The organism is Streptomyces griseochromogenes, from assembly GCF_001542625.1.
GTDB lineage: Bacteria > Actinomycetota > Actinomycetes > Streptomycetales > Streptomycetaceae > Streptomyces > Streptomyces griseochromogenes.
The window spans coordinates 5,382,141-5,400,896 of sequence record NZ_CP016279.1 but is presented as its reverse complement, the minus strand read 5'-3'; the positions used below and the strand labels follow the sequence as shown (position 1 = coordinate 5,400,896).

The 18,756-nt window shown below is 64.3% G+C and carries 15 protein-coding genes and 3 pseudogenes; 9 read left to right on the top strand and 9 right to left on the bottom strand.

Going from position 1 to position 18,756, the window contains the following annotated elements; genetic code table 11:
• Nucleotides 1–195: 195 nt before the first annotated feature.
• Both AVL59_RS23000 and AVL59_RS22995 read left to right on the top strand, forming a co-directional pair.
• Entirely contained in the window at nt 196–1,479 is a 1,284-nt protein-coding gene (locus AVL59_RS23000; protein WP_067317640.1) for an MFS transporter, read from the top strand.
• Nucleotides 1,480–1,745: 266 nt separating this feature from the next.
• Nucleotides 1,746–2,801: a hypothetical protein gene (locus tag AVL59_RS22995; RefSeq protein WP_067307542.1), complete on the top strand. Its 1,056-nt coding sequence runs from the start codon at nt 1,746–1,748 to the stop codon at nt 2,799–2,801.
• Between the two features lie 243 nt (nt 2,802–3,044).
• Here AVL59_RS22995 and AVL59_RS22990 read toward each other — a convergent pair.
• Together AVL59_RS22990 and AVL59_RS22985 are read right to left on the bottom strand one after the other, a co-directional pair.
• Nucleotides 3,045–3,637 (bottom strand): annotated as a pseudogene (locus tag AVL59_RS22990) (transposase family protein); the annotation flags it as partial.
• A 57-nt stretch (nt 3,638–3,694) separates the two neighbouring features.
• Nucleotides 3,695–4,617, bottom strand: a pseudogene (locus AVL59_RS22985) (transposase).
• Nucleotides 4,618–4,877: 260 nt separating this feature from the next.
• Here AVL59_RS22985 and AVL59_RS22980 point away from each other — a divergent pair.
• The 3 genes from AVL59_RS22980 to AVL59_RS22975 all read left to right on the top strand — a co-directional run bounded on the left by AVL59_RS22980 (nt 4,878) and on the right by AVL59_RS22975 (nt 9,622).
• The gene (locus AVL59_RS22980; protein WP_067307539.1) at nt 4,878–6,572 is read left to right on the top strand and encodes a condensation domain-containing protein; all 1,695 of its coding nucleotides are present in this window, start codon (nt 4,878–4,880) and stop codon (nt 6,570–6,572) included.
• Between the two features lie 104 nt (nt 6,573–6,676).
• A complete protein-coding gene (locus AVL59_RS48945; RefSeq protein WP_079146904.1) occupies nt 6,677–7,042 on the top strand; it encodes a cupin domain-containing protein in 366 nt (121 codons plus the stop codon).
• Nucleotides 7,043–7,087: 45 nt separating this feature from the next.
• Nucleotides 7,088–9,622, top strand: coding sequence for a non-ribosomal peptide synthetase (locus AVL59_RS22975; protein ID WP_067307536.1), 2,535 nt, complete (start codon nt 7,088–7,090; stop codon nt 9,620–9,622).
• 298 nt (nt 9,623–9,920) lie between these two features.
• On the opposite strand, the gene AVL59_RS22970 is transcribed toward AVL59_RS22975, so the two are convergent.
• From AVL59_RS22970 to AVL59_RS22955, 4 genes are all read right to left on the bottom strand, one after another.
• The gene (locus tag AVL59_RS22970; RefSeq protein ID WP_067307533.1) at nt 9,921–11,252 is read right to left on the bottom strand and encodes an FAD-binding oxidoreductase; all 1,332 of its coding nucleotides are present in this window, start codon (nt 11,250–11,252) and stop codon (nt 9,921–9,923) included.
• 149 nt (nt 11,253–11,401) lie between these two features.
• Nucleotides 11,402–11,620 carry an MbtH family protein gene (locus tag AVL59_RS22965; protein WP_067307530.1) on the bottom strand — a complete coding sequence of 73 codons (219 nt, stop codon included), beginning with the start codon at nt 11,618–11,620 and terminating at the stop codon, nt 11,402–11,404.
• Nucleotides 11,621–11,882: 262 nt separating this feature from the next.
• Entirely contained in the window at nt 11,883–13,157 is a 1,275-nt protein-coding gene (locus AVL59_RS22960) for a condensation domain-containing protein (RefSeq protein ID WP_067307528.1), read from the bottom strand.
• A 33-nt stretch (nt 13,158–13,190) separates the two neighbouring features.
• Nucleotides 13,191–13,469 carry an acyl carrier protein gene (locus AVL59_RS22955; protein WP_067307525.1) on the bottom strand — a complete coding sequence of 93 codons (279 nt, stop codon included), beginning with the start codon at nt 13,467–13,469 and terminating at the stop codon, nt 13,191–13,193.
• Between the two features lie 426 nt (nt 13,470–13,895).
• Here AVL59_RS22955 and AVL59_RS22950 point away from each other — a divergent pair, with 426 nt between their 5' ends.
• A complete protein-coding gene (locus AVL59_RS22950; RefSeq protein ID WP_079146903.1) occupies nt 13,896–14,702 on the top strand; it encodes an endonuclease/exonuclease/phosphatase family protein in 807 nt (268 codons plus the stop codon).
• Nucleotides 14,703–14,707: 5 nt separating this feature from the next.
• Here AVL59_RS22950 and AVL59_RS52420 read toward each other — a convergent pair whose 3' ends face one another.
• Nucleotides 14,708–14,977: a hypothetical protein gene (locus AVL59_RS52420; RefSeq protein ID WP_159400025.1), complete on the bottom strand. Its 270-nt coding sequence runs from the start codon at nt 14,975–14,977 to the stop codon at nt 14,708–14,710.
• Between the two features lie 62 nt (nt 14,978–15,039).
• Between AVL59_RS52420 and AVL59_RS22945 the strand changes: the two genes are divergently transcribed.
• Both AVL59_RS22945 and AVL59_RS54715 read left to right on the top strand, forming a co-directional pair.
• Nucleotides 15,040–15,429 (top strand): hypothetical protein, encoded by a 390-nt coding sequence (locus AVL59_RS22945; protein WP_167549300.1) that lies wholly within the window; start codon nt 15,040–15,042, stop codon nt 15,427–15,429.
• A gap of 33 nt (nt 15,430–15,462) precedes the next feature.
• A pseudogene (locus AVL59_RS54715) lies at nt 15,463–15,666 on the top strand (DUF6228 family protein); the annotation flags it as partial.
• Between the two features lie 435 nt (nt 15,667–16,101).
• Here AVL59_RS54715 and AVL59_RS22935 read toward each other — a convergent pair.
• Together AVL59_RS22935 and AVL59_RS22930 are read right to left on the bottom strand one after the other, a co-directional pair.
• Complete coding sequence (locus AVL59_RS22935) at nt 16,102–16,728, bottom strand: Mu transposase domain-containing protein (protein ID WP_418361208.1); 627 nt, start codon at nt 16,726–16,728, stop codon at nt 16,102–16,104.
• Nucleotides 16,729–16,732: 4 nt separating this feature from the next.
• Nucleotides 16,733–17,584 (bottom strand): hypothetical protein, encoded by an 852-nt coding sequence (locus AVL59_RS22930; RefSeq protein WP_208870430.1) that lies wholly within the window; start codon nt 17,582–17,584, stop codon nt 16,733–16,735.
• 863 nt (nt 17,585–18,447) lie between these two features.
• On the opposite strand from AVL59_RS22930, the gene AVL59_RS48940 reads away from it, so the two are divergent.
• Nucleotides 18,448–18,753 carry a helix-turn-helix domain-containing protein gene (locus AVL59_RS48940; RefSeq protein ID WP_237281619.1) on the top strand — a complete coding sequence of 102 codons (306 nt, stop codon included), beginning with the start codon at nt 18,448–18,450 and terminating at the stop codon, nt 18,751–18,753.
• The last annotated feature ends 3 nt before the right edge of the window (nt 18,754–18,756 follow it).

Genomic DNA, 18,756 nt, shown 5'->3' with positions numbered 1-18,756 from the left:
AAAACTGCGAGCCGACTGTTACCGGCCGGCTGACGAACGTCCCGATACGCGACGACGGGTGGAATAGCCACAGCACCACACTCCTGCCCGCTGAACTTGCACTCAGTTTGCCTTGACCGTGGCTATCTGAAGTCCTAACAAGTAACAGGACAGGAGTTCTAACTCACTTGGGCCGGCCATGCTACGTTGCCCACCATGACGGAAGTGGCCAAGGATTTACAGGACATCGGGGCTGAAACCGATCGGCCAAGCCTATGGCGGCATCGGGATTTCATGCTGCTGTGGAGTGGCCAGACTGTCAGCGAGATAGGGTCGGCGGTCACGCAAGTGGCTCTTCCCCTGATTGCTGTCGTCGTGCTCGACGCGAGTACGTTCGAGGTCGGTCTGCTGACTGCCGCCACCACGCTGGCGTTCGCGGTGATCGCTCTGCCCGCCGGCGCGATCGTGGACCGTCGCGCCAAGCGCTCCATCATGATCGTCTGTGATCTGCTGCGCCTGCTGATCATCGGCTCGATCCCGCTGGCGGCTGCGTTCGACGTCCTGACCATGGGACAGCTGTACATGGCCGCCATCGCGGCCGGTGTATGCACCGTGTTCTTCGACGTCTCGTATCAGAGCTACCTGCCTTCGCTGATCCGCACCGAAGACCTGATGGCCGCCAATGGCAAGCTCGGCACGACCCAGTCTTTCGCGCAGCTCAGCGGACCGAGTTTGGGCGGTGGGCTGATCGGGCTGCTGGGAGCCGCCGGAGCGTTGGTCGCTGATGTGGTGTCATACGGCGTCTCGATGCTGGCGGTCACGGGCATCCGCCGCCGGGAGGAACCACTGCCCGCGCCAACGGCGGAAGAGCCGCTGAGGCATCGGATCATGGAAGGCCTCCACTTCGTCTTCAGCCACCCGATCCTGCGACGGGTCGTCATCTGCACCGGCTTCGGCAACCTGTTCTCCGGTATGACCTCCGCCCTGGCCATGGTGTTCCTGGTCCGCGTCCTGCACGTGAACCCTGCGATGACCGGACTTATCCTGGCTGGCTCGGCGATCGGCGGGATCGCCGGCGGGCTCTTCGCCGACCGGCTCGCCACGAAGATCGGTTCGGCGCGGATCATCTGGGTGTCAATGCTGGTGTTCAGCGCGCCGCAGGTCATCGCGGCAGCTGCCTGGGAGGGCTGGGGGGCGCTGTTATTCCCGCTGGGCTGGGGCATCACGGGCTTCGCCTTCATGGTCTACAACATCGCCCAGCTCAGCTACCGGCAGTCAGTCACCCCGCCCGCGCTGATGGGCCGGATGAACGCGGCCGTGCGCTGGGTCGTGTGGGGCACGCTGCCGCTCGGCAGCGTCCTCGGCGGAGCGCTGGGAACCCTGATAGGCATACGCCCCACCCTCCTGGCGGCCTTCATCGGCACCTGGGCGGCCGGCTGGTTCGTGTTCTTCTCTCCGCTTCGCCATATGCGCGACATCCCCCAAACCCCAACGATTTGACTGAGGTTCGGCGACGCTCGCCACCACGGGCAGTGTCCCATCCCGATGGAAGCCGGACGTCGTCGTCCGGTCGGGAACGCCGCCCGAACGAGTTTGCCTGCCGCCTTCGAAGCCGACTGGATTACCTCGGCTGCGCCCGATTTCCGCAGCGGAGAAGGGATCGTGGGCGATGCAGTCGACAAGTGGCGAGCGGACAGGCGACCTTGACGACTGCTTGGAACTGATCGGCACTTGCTGGTCGGGCACTAGATCGTGAGGGCTGAAACATGGCTATGGGCTTTTCCTCGGCTATCGCAGACTTTGACCAGAAGCAGTTCGACGCGCTCGACACCAAGGCCGGTGCCGCCTCCTCATACAGCCGCCTGCGTCAGCAGGAGCAGGACGCCAGGTGGACCAGTCGCTATCTCGGATGGCACGAAGGCGATGTCCTGAAGGCGGCCATCCCGGTATATCGGTACCGCATGCGGTCGTGGCCCGATCCATCGTATGACCCTGGTTCGTGGGGCCTGTCAGGCGCGATCGGTGATGAGTGCTCGCCCAGGGACTCGCTGATGATCGGTGGGTGCATCGACCGGCGGACCGGCTTCCATGTCGATGAGGGTGCCAGGACTCCGGGCGAGTTGCGCAGGCTCCTGGCCGAAGTCGCCAAGCTTGCCGCCGACAAAGACCTGTGTCTGGTATTCCCGTACATGTACCTCAATGCCAAGGAGGCGCTGGACGCGGCGACTGATGGCCGCATCGTCTGGGGGCAGTTGGAGCGTGAAGCCCATCTGTTCGGCCTGGTCGACCCGGATTGGGAGGCCAAGTTCCCGGCCAAGATCCGGTACAGGCTCCGCCAGGATCAGCGCACGATCGCCGACGTGCCCATGACGGTGAACAAGGCTTCCTGGGACGAAGTCGACCCCTGGGCATCGGAGTTGATCGCCCAGCACAGCGCCGCCAAGGGTCAGAAGGTGTGGCCCGAATTCGTGAGTGACCGACTCTCCGCCTGGCAGGACAACCCCGATGTCGACCTCGTGGTGTTCACGGCAGAGGCAGCCGGCCTGCGTGGGGTGCAGACCATCCTGCTCTGGGGGAACGAGCTGGAGATCTACGAGATCGGATTGAGTGGTGAAGAGAGCAAGGAGCGCTTCGCGTTGTACCTCAACCTGGTCTTCCACCTGCCGATCCAGTACGCGCGGGCCCATCAGGGGATCGATCACATACGTCTCGGCTCCAGGTCGGAGACGCCGAAGTCGCTGCGAGGAGGAGTGTTCCAGGAGTTGCACGGCGGAGTACTCAGCATTGCCGAGACGAAAAGCCTGGCCAGGAGCGGATCGTAGGGGCGCAGACAGCCGAAACCCGCCGGCGACCGTCGGTAAGCGGCCGCACGGCGGGTGGTCATGCGGTCAAGAACGCGGCGTCCTCGAACGCTTGAGGTCGGGGAGGAGGCCGAGGTGCTCCTCCTGGACCAGGTCAAACCGGAGCGCGAACGCAACCAGAGCTTCACGCTTGGAGTGCATGCGGCCTTCATCCACGTACTTGGCCCAGTGATCGACCGGAAGCTTCTGGTCAGTAAATGTCCTTCATCCTGAATATTCGCAGGTCAAGATGGTATGCACGGCTGCCACGGTCCTTCTGATGCGGTTGGTTGAGCAGCGTGCTCGCCGCAGCAGTTGCCAGGACTTGAGGCGGGCGAAGGCGCGTTCACTGGGAGCGGGAAGACGTGCGTGGTCGCGGTTGTACTGTTGATAGTGCTCCGGCAGGTCGCGATGGCTGTAATAGGGGTGCGGATGGCGGAGTCGGCACCCTGGTAGGCGCGGTCTGCCAGGACCAGGATCTGACGGGTCAGGCAGGTTTGGATGATGCCGTGGGCGCGGACCGCGGTCAGGTCGCGGGTGCGTTCCGGCGTCGCTCGCCAGAACCAGAGCGATGTGCCGTCCGGACGTGCGATGACCCGGACGCTCATGCCGTGCCGCTTGTGATTCTGCGAGTAGTACGGCTCGTCCGCGGCGACGCGGTCGGTGGGGATGAGGGTGCCGTCGAGGATGACGAAGTCACCTTCGCCCAGACCGACGAGGGCCTCGTGCAGCCCCGGCGCCCACGAGGCGAGGACCTCGACGGTCTCGTGCACGTACCACCACGCCGTCGCCTCAAAGACCCCGAACCCGGCGCCGACCTAACGAGTTGGTGCGTGATAGCGGGTGAAGCGTGTTCGTTCTGCTCACGGCCGTTTTCAGGTCATGACTGTGCGGTCGGAGACGAGGCCGGCGATGGCTCGGTGGGTCTCGGGCAGGCGATCGCGGCGATGGGTCCAGCGCATGAGTTGTTTCCAGCGTTTGTGATCGGCCAGGGCGTGCTCGACGGTGATGCGGTCGGATGAGTGCCCGTGACGATCACGTTCCCATTGCTCGACTCTCCCTGGCAGTGCCCCGGGTCGTGGCTTCCTCGGGGGTGTGATGGCCTGGTCGGGTGGTCACGTCTCAGGCCGAGGTAGCCGTCGTCCAGGAGCACTTCCACGTCAGGGAAGTGCTGGAAGCAGTCGGCGATACCTTCGCTGCGGGCGGCCGTGGCGTCATGCGTGCAGCCAGGTCGCAGGGCATCGGTCCATAACGTGCGGCCGTGCCAGTCGGCGATGACGGTGGCCTTCATGGTGTTCTGTTTCTTCTTGCCGGAGACGAACGCGCGCCGTCCGCTGCGGCTGGCGAGGGGGCGGCGGACCTGGATCTCGGTGGCGTTGAGGCGGAGCTCGATGCCCTCGGCCTGGGCATAGGCGAACACATCCGCCAGCGTCCGCAACCGCAGGTCAGGACGGTTGGGGACTGCGTATCCCCGCTCGGCTAGGAGCGTACGCATTTCTTGGACTGCCGTGGTGATGGTGGAGCGGTCGACGCCGAACAGCAGCCCGAGGACGCCGTGTGGGAGGTCGTGTCGCAGGTGGATGAGCGTGGCCACGAGCCGGTCGACGAAGACGAGCTGGTGGCGGGCGCCGGCACCCGCGGCCCGCTTTCTCGCCCCGCCTCGTACTTCATGACGGCGGCCTTCGACTGCGGCCTGCCACGGTTGGGCCAACTCCTGGGCCAGGCAGCTCTGATGGCGCCGGGAGATCCCTGTGAACAGCCGATGCGCCAGGAGCACCCGATTGACCGTGATCGTCACAGACGGATCATGCCATCCACCAGCCGGACGCTTCACCCGCTATCACGCACCAACTCGTAAGCCAACGTCTCGTTCTTCGATGGAGGCGTAGGAACTCTCATCGGCCAGGCCCAGGTCATCAGGTGAGTCTTTGCCCGCTGCCCATCAAGGGGTGACTGTCACGCGATGGATCGGGGGATGAAGTACTGACAGGTATCAGTACCGGAATACTGCCTATGCGTCTGCATACTTGACACAGTCACATCAAAAGGAGACTCGGTGTGTTCCCGCTCAGCACCTCACAACAAATCGTTTGGCTGCAGCAACAGGTAGTTCCTGATAGTCGCGCCTATCACGCTACCGCGGTTATTGATTTCCATGGTGAAGTCAATTCTACGGTTCTCCGAAAGTGTCTCGTCGACGCAGTCGGCCGACATGATGCCATGCGGATTCAGATATGCGGCGAGGGCTCTGCGGTAGCCTCTCAGGAAGTCGTGGAGAGTCCCCACATAGAGATTCCTGAGCATGATCTGCGGGGTGCTGAGGATCGCGAAGGGGCGCGGACGGAGCTTCTTCATCGGCACGTACACACCGAATTTGACCTGCGGACCGCTCCACTGGCTCGCTGGGCCTTGGTCCGTTTGACGGAATACCACTGGCAGCTCTTCTTTACCGAGCACCACCTGATACATGACGGTAGGTCCACGGTTGGATTCCTTACCGGCGTGCTTCAGCAGTATTCAGCAGAACTGACGGGCCGGAGTTTCACTGCGGAACCTGCGCCTCCCTATGAAGAATACGTAGCGTATATCGCTACCGATGAATACCGTGAGCGTGTCGCTTCTGACGTCAAGTGGTGGGTGGGCACGCTTGACGGCGCGGACTTCGGCATCGAGTTTCCTGGCCTGGGCGCCCAGCGGTCGGAACTGTTCGACCACCGCGGAGCGCAGTACCGGCAGATCCTCTCCGCCGATCTCATGGGCCAAGTGCGCGCAGTGGCCCATAAGGGCGGCCTCACTGTCTTCGCCGCACTGCTGACGGTCTACGCCGAGCTCTGCCGCCGCTACTCCGGTAAGAACGATCTGGTCATCGGCATGCCAATGGCCAACCGTCCCGTGGGGTTCGAGCGTACGGTCGGCATGATGGTCAACACCGTACCGGTCAGGTTGGCCGTCGACCCCGAAACCCCGTGCGGCGACGTGGCACTGGACGCCATGACCGCAATCTTCGATGCGATCGACCATGAGTCTGCGCCGATCCAGGAGCTCGTGAAGGCTCTCAAGCGCAGCAGCAAGGGGCTGGGCAACCCCCTCTTCAATTTCATGTTCGGCATGCATGACGGGCCTTGCCCGAGGGTCGAACTCCCTGGCCTCTCGGTCGACATGCAGGTTGCCCTGGGTGCCGAGAGCACCAAGTTCGATCTCAGTGTCGTCGTCATGCCCGACAAGGTCCGCCACGGAGACCACGGCAATCACGGCTACGAACTGGTCTGGGAATACTCTACGCAGCTCTTCAGCTCCAAAGACATCGAGCTGCTCTCCGCGGGATTCGAGGCCATTCTCCGTGCGTATCTCGCACACCCGTCCGAGCCGATGGGCACCCTGGCCCTTACCGAGGTCGCGCCGGTGCGCGCCGGCCGTGACGCGCCCCAGGGGCACAGGAAGACCAGCGAGGCCAGAGCCGCCGTCGAGTCCGACGTCACCCGGCCCGATCCGGCTGCCGAAGGTGGAGAGCCTTCCGGCTCACTGTGGCTTCGGACGTTCCGCGACATCCTGGAAGACGACGACATCTACGAGGACACCGACTTCTTCCAGGCCGGCGGCTACTCGCTGCTTGTCCCGGTGTTGCTGTCGCACTATGAGTCGCTCTCGGGATGGCGCCCTCCGACCAGCCTGATCTTCAAGTGCTCCTCCCCACGGGAGCTCGAAGCGGCATCAGCCGCGCGCCATCAGCCGACCCCTGACCTCCGGCGTTGACAGCCAGCTTGCCGGTCGTCGTGATCACACAGGGCGCCAGGAGCACGAGCAGCACCGCGCTGCCCGTAGCCCTGGCGCCCGCGCCGTCGAGGAGACATACAGCAATGGACAAATATAAACATACGGTCGAAGAAGGAAGTAACTTCAGCAAGCATGGGATCGACCTGTCTGTTTACCGTCACTCCGACCCATCGGCGACAGTCGCTCGTGTACAGGTGAAGCGGGGGCATTTTCAGGAATTCTCCAACGAGAGAAGTTCCTATATCTACTACGTGGTCAGTGGACAGGGCGTCTTCTATCTGAACGGCGAGGCGGTCACCGTCCGCGCCACTGACCTGATCACGATCCCGCCGAATACTCGAATATATTATTTTGGTGCAATGGAGATGGTTCTCATCGCGACACCTGCATTTGATGAGAAGGATGAACGGCACGTCAGGTTCATCAGCGAAAGTGAGAGTCCTTACTGATGCCGATACCGCCCGGGCACCACTACGAGTTGGATGGAGGATGGCATGTCGATCACAGACGACGACGCACTGCTCGCAGAGCACTGCTCGCGCACTCTGGCCTCGCTGCCGAGTGAACTGGCACTGCCGACGGATCGTCAGAGGCCGTCTCAAGCTTCGTCGGTCATGGAGGTGCACCGCTTCGAAGTTGCTCCCGAGACCCACGTTCTCGCGGCAGCCGGGGAAACCCGGGCGACGTTGCACACGATGGTCTGCGCTGCCGTCGCCACGCTTCTGACCCGGCTGGGAGCCGGCGCCGATATTCCGATCGCCGCCCCGGCAGCGGCGCGGCCCGGTGCTCCGCAGGGCGGCGCGGCACACTTCTTCGCGAATCATCTCGTGCTCCGGATCGATACGTCGGGCGATCCGAGTCTGCGCGAGCTGCTCGCGCGGACGCGAGAGGTCGATCGTGTCGCCCGCGCGATCCACGACGTTTCCGCGGAGCAGTTGGCCCGGGTCGTCGACCTGAAGCAGTACGCCGGGCAAAACCGGTTGGTTCAGGTCATCGTGACTGTGAACGACGAGGCCACGCCCGGGAGCGGCTTGGCGGGCACGTCGGGGTTTGACCTCGCCATCGGCGTTGCCGAACACCGTCAAGACGATCAGGGACCGGCAGGGATCGTCGGCGAGATCGCTTACGACACCGACCTGTTCGACCGCGCGACTGCGGTTTCGCTGGCGGATCGCCTGGTCCGCGTGCTCACAGCATTTTCCACCGAACCGGACACCGCACTGTCCCGCGTGGAGCTGTTGTCAGGCCAGGAGCGCAAGGAGTTACTGGAGACCTCTGGCGGTGCGGAGCGCGCGCTCGGCGAGCACACACTGGTCGAGTTGTTCGAGGCTCGGGTCGTGTCGACGCCGGACGCGGTGGCGCTGGTGTGCGGAGAAGAGTCGCTGACCTTCGCCGAACTGAACTCCCGGGCCAACGCCCTCGCCCATCGGCTGGTCGGAAGCGGCCTCCGGCCGGAAGAGCCGGTCGCCATCCTGATGCACCGGTCCGCGGAGACCATCGTCGCCATTCTGGCGACGCTCAAAGCCGGCGGCTGCTACCTCCCCCTGCACTTGGCTCACCCGACGGAACGCATGCTCGGCGTCATGGATGCCGCGGACGTCCGGGTACTGTTGACCGACGCGCCGCACGCCGACCACGAGGCGACGCGGGGTACCGCCAGGGCGGTCGTCGTGACGAAGGACGCCGAGGACGGCGCGTCCACGGGTAACCTCGACCGCAAGCCACTGCCCGACCAGGCCGCCTACCTCATGTACACATCGGGCTCGACCGGAGTTCCCAAGGGGATTCTGGTGCCCCACCGCAGTGCGGTGTGCTTGGCGCTCGACAGCTCCATGAAGGACTCGGTGCTGGAGCGGATGCTGGTGCAATCGCCGCTGGCGTTCGACCCGTCAACGGGGGAGATCTGGTGTCCACTGCTCAGGAAGGGGCAGTTGGTGATCGCCCCGCCCGCCGATCTGGACGCACAGGTCATGAAGGGGCTCATCAAGCGCCACGGTGTGACCGGTGGCTTATTCTCCGGCGGCCTGTTCAAGATGCTCACCGATGACGCGGCGGATGTGTTCAGCGGGATGCCCGGTGTGTACACCGGTGGTGAGGTGCTTTCGCCCGTCGCGTTACGGAAGGCACTGCAGGCGTCGCCCGGTCTCGTGGTGCGCCCCCAGTACGGACCTACCGAAGCCACCCTGGCCGTCACGTGCCACGCCCTGGAGCGGGCAGACCAGGTGCCGGGGGACGTTCCCATCGGCAGGCCGATGGACAACAGGCGAATCTACGTGTTGGACGAGCATCTCAATCCGGTACCGACGGGTATGGTCGGCGAGTTGTACCTCGGCGGCGAGGGCCTGGCCCGGTGCTATGCCGGCAACCCAGCTTTGACCGCGGAGCGGTTCGTACCCGACCCGTTCCACGGCACGGGTGCACGGATGTACCGGTCGGGGGACCTGGGCCGCTGGACTCGTGACGGTGTCCTGATCTTCGTGGGCCGGACCGACGAGCAGGTCAAAGTGCGAGGATACCGCATCGAGCTGGGTGAGGTCGAGACCGTTCTGTCCTGGCAGGAAGGGGTCCGGAAGGTCGCCGTGATCGTCAGGCAGGACCAGCCGGGCAACGAGCGTCTCGTGGCCTACGTGGTGCCGAGCGAGGGACGGGCACTGGACCTGGCAGCGCTGGCCGAAGGGGCGCGGAAGACGCTGCCCGGATACATGATGCCCGCCGCCATCGTCGCGCTGCCTGAGCTTCCACTGACGCCGAACGGCAAGCTGGACCGCAGGGCTCTGCCAGCGCCGGACTACGGCGGCGGGGCCGGCTGCGGTGCCCGCACGGCCAACGAGGAACGTCTGTGCGCTATGTTCGCCGAAATTCTGGGCCTTGAAGACGTGAGCGTCGACGACGGGTTCTTCTCACTGGGCGGAGACTCGCTGTTGGCGACTCGGCTGAGGACCAGGATCCGGGCCGATCTCGGTGTGGACATCAAAGCGCAGATACTGGTCCGCAATCCGACCGTCGCCGAGCTCGCGCAGTTGATCTGACCTCGTGCGACGCCCGTGAAGTCTCGTCCCGCACGGTTCGGAGGGGAAGGGACCGCACTTGAGTGCAGTCCCCTCCCCCGCGTTCGCGGTGCGCATGCCGTTCCCGCACGGATAAGGGGGTGTATCCGTGCAGCACGGCGCAAGCTCTTCCGCACGGCCGAGCTGACGGTGCTGGGCCGTGCGGGAGCCCACCTGTTCAAGGCGCCGCCCCGGTCGGGGCGGCGCCTTGAACAGGTGGGGTCAGTACGGTGACCGCACTTGAGGAATGCGGCAGGACCCGGAGTATTGGGAGCATGGGCTACTGCACGGGTGCCCCGAGGTAGCCGGGGAAGCGGCCTTCCGGGTCACGGGCGGTGCGGATGCGCTGGAACTCCGACCAGGCCGCGTCGGACATGACCCGGTCGGGTCGAACGGTGAGGTCGCTGTCCCCCAGGTAGCAGCCGGCCGAGTACGGAGCCACGCGCTCCATGGCTGCGTCCAGCCAGGAGCGACACCAGGCGTCTTCCTCCGGGGTTTCACCGATCACATACGCGGCGAAGTACAGATCGGTCTGCACCGACAGGGACATGTCCGGCGGACGGCGGCACAGCAGCGGGGTGAAGTCGCCCAGCACCGTGAACGTCTTGGGCGTCGGCAGATCGGTGAAGGCGGGCACCAGTGCCGGAACCAGCTCGGAGGCGGAACCGGCGAGGAAGGCGTTGTCCGCGAAGTAGCGGTGGTATTCGGGGCTGGATCTCAATTGCGCAGCCTGTAGGTCAGCGAAGTCCACCTGCTGGGCGACGTTGGCGGTCAATGCCTTGCCAGCCACCGGGCAGGTGCCGAGCGCGGCCAGCGACACCGGGCCGCCGTCGAACGAGACAGCGTCGACGATCAGTACCGGAGAGCCGGAGCCAGGCGGAGTGCAGCCGACGGCGGCGAGTTCGACGGACGACGGCAGGTCATGGCGCGCCATATGGTACCAGTTCAGGACCTCGGGCGCGAGCCAGACGGGGTAGACGTAGGTGGACTGAGTCAGTTCACGGAACCGCGGGCGGGTACGCAGCCGGAACTCGGTGACCACGCCGAAGAAGCCGGGACCCGACCCGCGCGCTGCCCAGAACAGGTCGGGGTTGTCCGTCTCGGAGCACCGCACCAGTTCGCCGTCGGCGGTAACCACGTCCATGGACTCGATGGACTCCGCCGCCCAGCCCCAGCCTCGGCAGTTCCAGCCGATGCCGCCCTGCAGCAGGAAGCCGCCCATGCCTACCGTGGGTGCGTGGCCCACGGCGAAGAACCGGCCGTAGCCGGCGAGATACGGGTCCAGGTCCAGGCCACCGCGCACTGCGGGGCCGACCGCCACCGTTGCGCTGTCGGGGTCGTAGGACATCCTGGTGAACAGGGCCAGGTCGATGAGCAGGGTGTCCTCACGCAGCGACCAGGCGGCCCAACTGTGCCCGCCGGAACGGACGGCGACCTTCCAGCCCTCGGCCGCCGCCAGTCTCACTCCTGCCGCCACATCAGCGGCGTGAGCGGCACGCAGCACCACCGCCGGCCGCCGCGACGGCCGCCGGTGATTGAAGAGGCGCGAGGCCGCGGCGTCGTCGAACCCGGTGTCGCCGTTCCGCCAGAAGGCCCCGGTGAAACCAGTCATCAGTACGCGATCCCCAAGTCGGTCTGCACGCCGTGCAGATCAGTAGGCTCATGCTCGGGCTGCTCCAAGGCCATCTGCCCGGACTAGTGAATGGACGTCCCCAAGTCATGGATCTTGGCGGCGAGCCGCCCTGCCGGATCCGTCTGCCGTCAGGCGGCGGTCCCCTCATCGCCGGACAGGCTTCGGCGCAGGCTTGCCGGCCTCATGTTCGTCCAGGAACGTTCGATGTAGGCGAGGCACTCGGTCTTCGAGCCCCGGCTCCCGACCTCGAACCAGCCTGCGGGCAGCTCCCGGTGGGTCGCCCAGATCGAGTACTGCTCCTCGTTGTTCCGCACCACGCGGAACTCCGATCCCTCGATGTCGAACATGCCACTCCCTCAGCTTCATCGCCGACGCGGGTACCCGAGAGCGGTTCTCGCGTGTACCCGTCGGTCCGGGGCGGAGCGACCGGCCCGGGCGCCGACACCAATTCCGTGATACTTCAGAAGAAGGGCCGCCGCTCCAGGGGTTCCGGGAGCGGCTACCTTCGTACTTCCTGCACGGGTGCCGAGATCGGCGACCCCAGAGCCTGATCCATGCCCTCCGGGCCTTCCAGATCGGTGAACGTGGAAGGCCGGTTCGGCGGTCTTCCTAGCTGCCTGACGGCAGTAGGTACCTCTCGGCCGCCTCGAGGAGTTGTTCCACGTCGGCGCTGGGGAAGCGGGCCTCGTTGTAGTACGCGACGAGCTGTGGCCTCGTCTCGTACAGGTTCCACGAAACGACCACGGTATCCAGAGCGCGCTTCCCGCCGGGGATGTCGAGCGTGACGTACTCCGCCTCGGTTCCCGTGAAGGGCGGCATGTCGTGCGAGGACGGCGGCTCCTCGTTCAGACTGACGTACAGCCCAGCAGCCTGGTCCGCCTCCATCAGAGTCTCGTTCCAGTACCTGCTGGCGACCAGGAGCGGAATGCTGTACTCGAATACGTCATGAGTGCGCAGGAAGACTTCCCGGGCCGTCTCCAGTGGACTCTTGACCTCCCGACCGAGGTGCAGCGGCACGGTCTGGACGAACAGCCCGGCAGTCTGCGCAGTACCCGGCAGCATGCGGCCGTGCTGGTTGACGGCGATTCCCGTCAGCGGATCGCTGGTAACTTCCCGCGTGGCCGCAAGCACGCCAGCGGTGGCCACAGCGAAAGGGGTCACCCGAGCCTGCGCCGCGAATTTTTGCAGCCGTGCCTTCGCGTCCGCCGGAAGTTCCCGGGTGATCACCTTGGGCCGGTACTCATCAGTGTGCCCGGTGCCGACCGAAAAAGGCGGGGGAAACGTCCCGAACTCCTCGGTGTAGGAGTGCCAGAAGTCCCGGCACTCCTTGCCCCACGCGCCGGCGAACATGCGACGATGCTCCGAGGAAAAGCTCTGGTAGCTGCTGCTCGTATTCGGCACGTCGCTGGTATCGCCGGCCAGAGCACGGTTGTAGAAGTCCGTGAAATCTCCTCGTATTCGGGCCCAGGAGGCCAGATCGTTGATGATGTGGTCGATCGCGATTCCGAAGAGGAACCTTCGCTCACCGCGCTGCACAATGGCGACGCGTGAGAATCCCGGGCCGTCCAGGCTGAAGGGAGTGCCGATGAAGCAGCGCATCAGCTCGATTGCCTCTGCGTCCGTTTCGGCAGTGTGAAGTTTCACCTCACTCAGCGCATCGTCATCCGTACACGCTTCCTCCGGGGAAACGTACGTCCGGCGCAGCACGTCATGACGCAGGCAGACCCGCCGCCATGCATCGTGAACCGCGGCGATATTCAATTCCCCGGTCAGCCACATGGCCATGTAGTGCAGATTGTGCCAATCGGCGAACTCTCCGGTCAGCCGGGCCATTTCCATCAACGAAGTAGGCCCCCGGGAGGCCTTGCCCTGGGGCACTGTCATTATTTACCTCCTGGCATGAGATAATTGCTCGGGTCAGGAGTTGGCGTCATCCGCGCCGGAACTCGCGCGCCCCTCACTCTCCAGGAAATCCGAAAGACTTCTCGGTGAAGTGTTGGAAAATACGTGCCGCAGCTTCACGTTGATACCAAGAACGTCATGGATCCTGCCGGTGATCTGCAGGACGTGCAGCGACGATCCATCGTTATCAAAAAGGTCCGAGTTCTCGTCGAGGGCAGGATTGGCGAGAACCTCGCGCCAGATTTCGGTCAGGGCCGCGATACGATCCGGTGCCTTTTGGTCCTGCAGGGACATGTCGAGAGCTCCTCACGGCTGCTGCGCGATGTTCCAGTACGACACTTTCAAGTTGCGGAGGAAGTACAAGCTAGCGATCGGTCGGAGGGGGCTGTACTGACATCAGTCAGGATCATGCCGAGCTGACCACCCCCTCCGCGATCGCGGCGGCAACCACGCAGCCTCGGCCACCCGATAGATGTCGAGGAACGGGTGCGTAACGGAATCGTGTTGGAGTCGTGGTCGCAGGCAGTGGCGTGATGTATGGTTGGCGCTCGCGCCGATGCGCCGAGGTATTACGGAATCAAGCATTCGGCACCTTTCGCCGCCGGATAGTGCTTCTCGCAGCTCGCAACGGCACCAGTACTTCGTCATCGCTTTTCGGAACCTCTATGATCCTGAGGACGTTTGATTCGCCTTCTCCCCCTTTACCTATAGGACGCATCTATGAGGCCTAAGCTCCTGAAGCTCGCGACCTGGAACATGGGGGGAGGGATTCTTGGCGAGTCTCATCAGCGAAACGGAAATCCGTCGCTCGACTACTATGCCGCAGTCTTGAAAGAGTACCTGCCCGATGTGGTTTGCCTGCAAGAGGCTCATGACTATCATGGACACCGAGAAGGGCAAGCCGAATACCTGGCAAGGTGTCTCGAATATCCGTACTTTGCGTCATTCCCCATAAGTGAATCGCATTTGGCCGACAATGCTTCGCTCGCGCTTGGGATCTTATCTCGGTTCCCTATCAGAGATGCGGTGTACCAGCAGTTCCCCAATCCGCGGCTGGAAACTGTCAGCCCGCACGGCGAGCCCTGGAGGCTTCATGACAAGGGCTATGTGGTCGGATCGATAGATCTGGGTGACCGGACGCTCGGTCTCGTCAATGGGCACTGCTTCCCCTTACAGCGCTTCGGAGTGAGCCCCACCGGCCCGATGTTCACGCGGATGTGGGACATGCTCACGGAAGATCTGCTGGCCAGCGGTGGTGCCGGTATGGCCTTTGCTGCAATTGACGCGAACCATAGTCGGATAAGGGAGTTGCTTGCGGGGGCCTTGCGTCCAGGCAGTTATCTGAACGCGTTCGAGGGAACTCCTACGACACCCAAGGGTGTTCAGAAGGACCATATTCTCTACGGGCATGCGATGCGACTGCTCACTACGACGATAGCAGCGACCAAGTCGGACCACTTCTATTGCCAGGTGAGCGTTCTGACCGACGGGCTCCCGAACGACGAACCTAACGCGCAGCATAACTGATCATTTCAGAATGAGGTTCGGAGTCGTCGTAAGCAGATGCCCTGGCCGACGTGCACGACATCGAGGCCTTCTTGACCACCTTGCCCAAGGCCCACAAACGCAGGCTCGTCGTTCTGCGGCAGTTCTTCCGCTTCGCCCGTTCGCACCACATCGTCCTGGTCAACCCGACGCGGACGCTGGCCGCGACGCAGCTGAGCGGCTTCCGCGGCAGGACCCTCGCCCTCGACCAGCAGCGCAAGCTGTTCCGCCGCTGGACCACCGGCGAACACGTCCACCCGCACGAGGCCCTGATGGGCATACTCGCCCTGCTACGGTGCTTCCCTGCTTCGAGGTCCGGATGCTGCAAGTCACCGACGTCAACCCAGTGGCCCAGACGCTCAAGCTCGGCAAACGGCCCCATCCCGTCCCCTTGGACCCCGCCTCCTGGACTGTGCTGCAGCGGTGCCTTTCCCACCGCGAGGCACGGCCGACGACCAACCCCCACGTGATGGTCACCAAAGGGACAAAGGCCGGGCGGGGCCCGGCCTCAACTGCCTACCTGTCCCACGTTCTTGACGACTGCGGATACCGAACCCGAATGATCCGCGGCACCCGTCTCGTCGACCTGGTGAACGCGATGGATCCAAAGCTCGTCGCCGCCGCCTTCGGGATGGATCCCGAGGCCACCTTGATCTATCTTGCCGACCGTGTCGATCCCGGACGACTTCCCGCCCCGGAAACACCATGACGGCGGATACCCCGCTGACCTGCCGTTTCGCAAGTGAGCCCCGAAGACACCGCCACCGACAACCCCACCGACCTCATCGTCCGCTGCCAGCGTGACCGGACGGTCCACGTCAGGCTCTGCGACCGGTTCCGGGAGGGCGAGGACTGCGTGCACTACGCCGTCGAGGCCAGCGCACCCGGTTTCAACGCCCGCGTCGGCGCAGTGGCGGCCTGGGACTGGGACACGGACCTGACGCCCTTCCTGGACAAACTCGCCGCGGACTTCCGCGGCTGGAACGGGGAACGAACGCATCCAACGCCCCGCGTTCCGCCGCCGCCTCGAACAGATCACCGGCGTGGCCTTCTTCGGCTTCGCCGCCAATCTCCTCGCCGACCGCTCGTAGAGCTCCCGCCCATTCCGCCCTGCCAAAAGCCAGCCGGCGAGCATGGCGAGGCATCGCCACCCGCTATGACTGTGAGGGAAACTACCTCGCTGACCTCCACCTCCGCGCCGCGATGATCTGGATCAAGGACCTCAGACGAGCCACTCCTTGATCACAACCAAATACGCTCCCTAGCAGGTCGCTGTAGCCCATCTTTGCCTCGTCGGCCCGCTGGATGTAGTGGTTCAGGGCCTCTGCCAGGTGCGGCAGGCCAAGCATGACGGCGATGGTGCGGGTGCTGGTCAGCTCGCTCAACGGGTGTCCTCGGTCGGGGCGGGTGAGGTAAAGGGCCCGGTGCCGGTCAGATCGTCATAGACCGACAGCGGACGGCGGCCGACCTCGACACTTGCGGCTGCGGACCGGTTCAGCAGAGCCTGCAGCGGACCGGTCCCCGACCCGAGCGGCTGGCTGCGGCGGGGCGAAAGCAGAGCGTCAGCGGTGGTGACACAGCGGCCGGCGCCGGTGGGCAGTCCCTTCCAGTGCGTCTCGTCCACGATGCGGGCTCCGCGGCCGGCCGCCCGTGGGTGGACGGCCAGCAACGTCTGCCCAGTGGCGTCAGAAACGGTGCAATGCAGTGTGACCTGGGACTTCGTGGCCCGGATCTCGACCAGCGGTCGGGGACGGACCTTGCAGGCGGGCACCAAGTAGAGGTTCGCGTCGAAGGCGACCAGGCAGTCCTTGCCGACGTGCCGCAGATGCCGCTGGGCGACCACATAGAGGGCCCTTGGCAACGGACGCAGAGCCGTGTGGTCGCGCACGGCCCGGTGTCCGATGACTTCGCCGTGGGTGCCGTGGACCTTCGACTGCCGAAGTGGCACCCAGGCGGCGCAGGCGGCGTTCATCTCTTCGACGGAGGAGAAGGCCCGGCCTGCCAGCACGTGGTCACGGACGCTGTGAATTGACGTTACTCACTCCCCTTCTATCTGGCCGGAGCAGTGGCAGCTCGTGCCGAGGACGAGATGTCAGGACCGGCGTTGATGCTGGCACGCTTGGCGAAAGGCGGAGTCCGGTAAGCAGGTCGAGGTGCTCCTCGTTCACCAGATCGAACCGGAGCGCGAAGGCGACCAAGGCCTCGCGCTTGGAATGCATAGGCCCGTCGTCCATGTACTTAGACCATTGACTCACTGGAAGCTTCTGGGCCGCCAGGTAGTCGATGTGATAGTTGATGCTGCTGCGGTTTGCGTCCCTGAACTGGTCGATCCCCTTCAGCCGTTCAACGACCTCCCGGACAGAAGGCACAGCCGCCATCGATGACCCGCGCAGGCGTGGCTCGCACAGCGCGACGAGGACGGCGAAGTACTTGCTCGTCTTGTCGAGATGAATCGACGAGGCCAGCGTCCACGTGGCCAGGTCCATTCTGAGCAGACGTGGCGGAGGGGCATAGACGTTGAATTCGACGATGCCGTTGACGGTTGGAATGAGGATACGCGACATTTCGAACGGTATCACCATCTCTAACTGGCGGGGGCGCACCTTGACCAGCTCCGCTCCACCCTCCAAATTCTCAATTGCGTAGGTGGTACTGTTGGTAAGATTCGAAATGAGAGGACGGTGGGCGGAAACTCTGAGTGCGCCGGCGCTCGGTTCGGCATTCGGATGAAACCCTCCCGAGCGATTCGATACCCCGAACTTCAGTTCATCGCCAGGCTTCAGGTTGATCCGTTCGCCATTCCCGCGCCCCCGTCGGTAACCGGAGTGGTTCGACCACGTCAGGATTACCTCTATGTCATGCATCGTAGCCTCGATCCCCTCAGGTCTCCCCATACAACTTCAACGATCCCTGGAACTGGAATCCACGACTTATTTCCCGCAGGCCCTAACACCCCCATATCTCAATGCCCGACAACGACCGTGCGGGCACTGTCACGTTGAGCTGGACCCGTGAGATGATCTTGACCGCCCATAGGCCGCTCCATAGATCTTGACCATTGATCGGCGAGAAGGACTGGGGAACTCGGACAGGCGGGCTGCTCACACACCTGTATGGATGGCGTGTGGGTGGCAGCGCGGGCACTTCTCCCCAATTGCCAACGGCGCCGAAAGTGCGGAACCGCGGATTGAGGCGCGCCGCCGGTGTGCCCACACCGCGCTGGCCGCACCACTCCGGCAGGCCGGGGCGGGACACCTCCCGGTGACCGCCGATGGGGACCGTAGACCGCTCGACATGCTGGACGAGATCAGACCAGCCGCGCCATGCCAGCTCTCGCGCCCGGTCGCACAGCCACCTCTCTGGCAGGCCCTGAGCCAGTGGCTCGCCGGCCTGAAGCTCCAGCTTGGCTCGGGTACCTTTCAGCACTGGTCGCGCGAGAGCAGCCGCGTACGCAGGAGTATGACAGGGTGTGAAGCAGCGATCCCTGCCAGGCGAAACTCGTTTTCGCCAGCGCGGGAACCGCCAGCCCCAAGGAGGCACACGGGTTCAGACATTTCTACCTTTGACGAGAAGTTGCTGCGAAACTGGCCTCCCAGTTACTCCCGTAGTGACGCTTCAGGGGCAGCGCTCCGAGAGTGTTGGCAGGGTCATGGAACTGAGCCTCTATGTCAGGAAGCCCGAAGGGCACACCGAAACCTGACCGCCTATTGATCCGAAACGGTAGTAGGTGTTCTGGGTCATTTATCTCTGCGCGAGTGAACTGGCGGGGGATGCACGGCAGTTGTCGCGGTCGGCGCAGCAGGCCCTGCGGATGCGGGCGGCGGCTGCGCTGGCAGCGGGCCGGGACCAGGAGGATGTCGCGGCGCTGTTCAAGGTTTCACTCAAGGTCGTGGACAACTGGTGGGCGAAGTGGCTGGCGGGCGGGCATGAGGCGCTCGTGGCCCAGCCGAGCGGGCGCCAGGCGGTAGGGCTTGGCACTGCTGTGCCTCCTGCTACTCGGTGTGTCGGCATGGACACCCTGCATGGCCTCTAAACG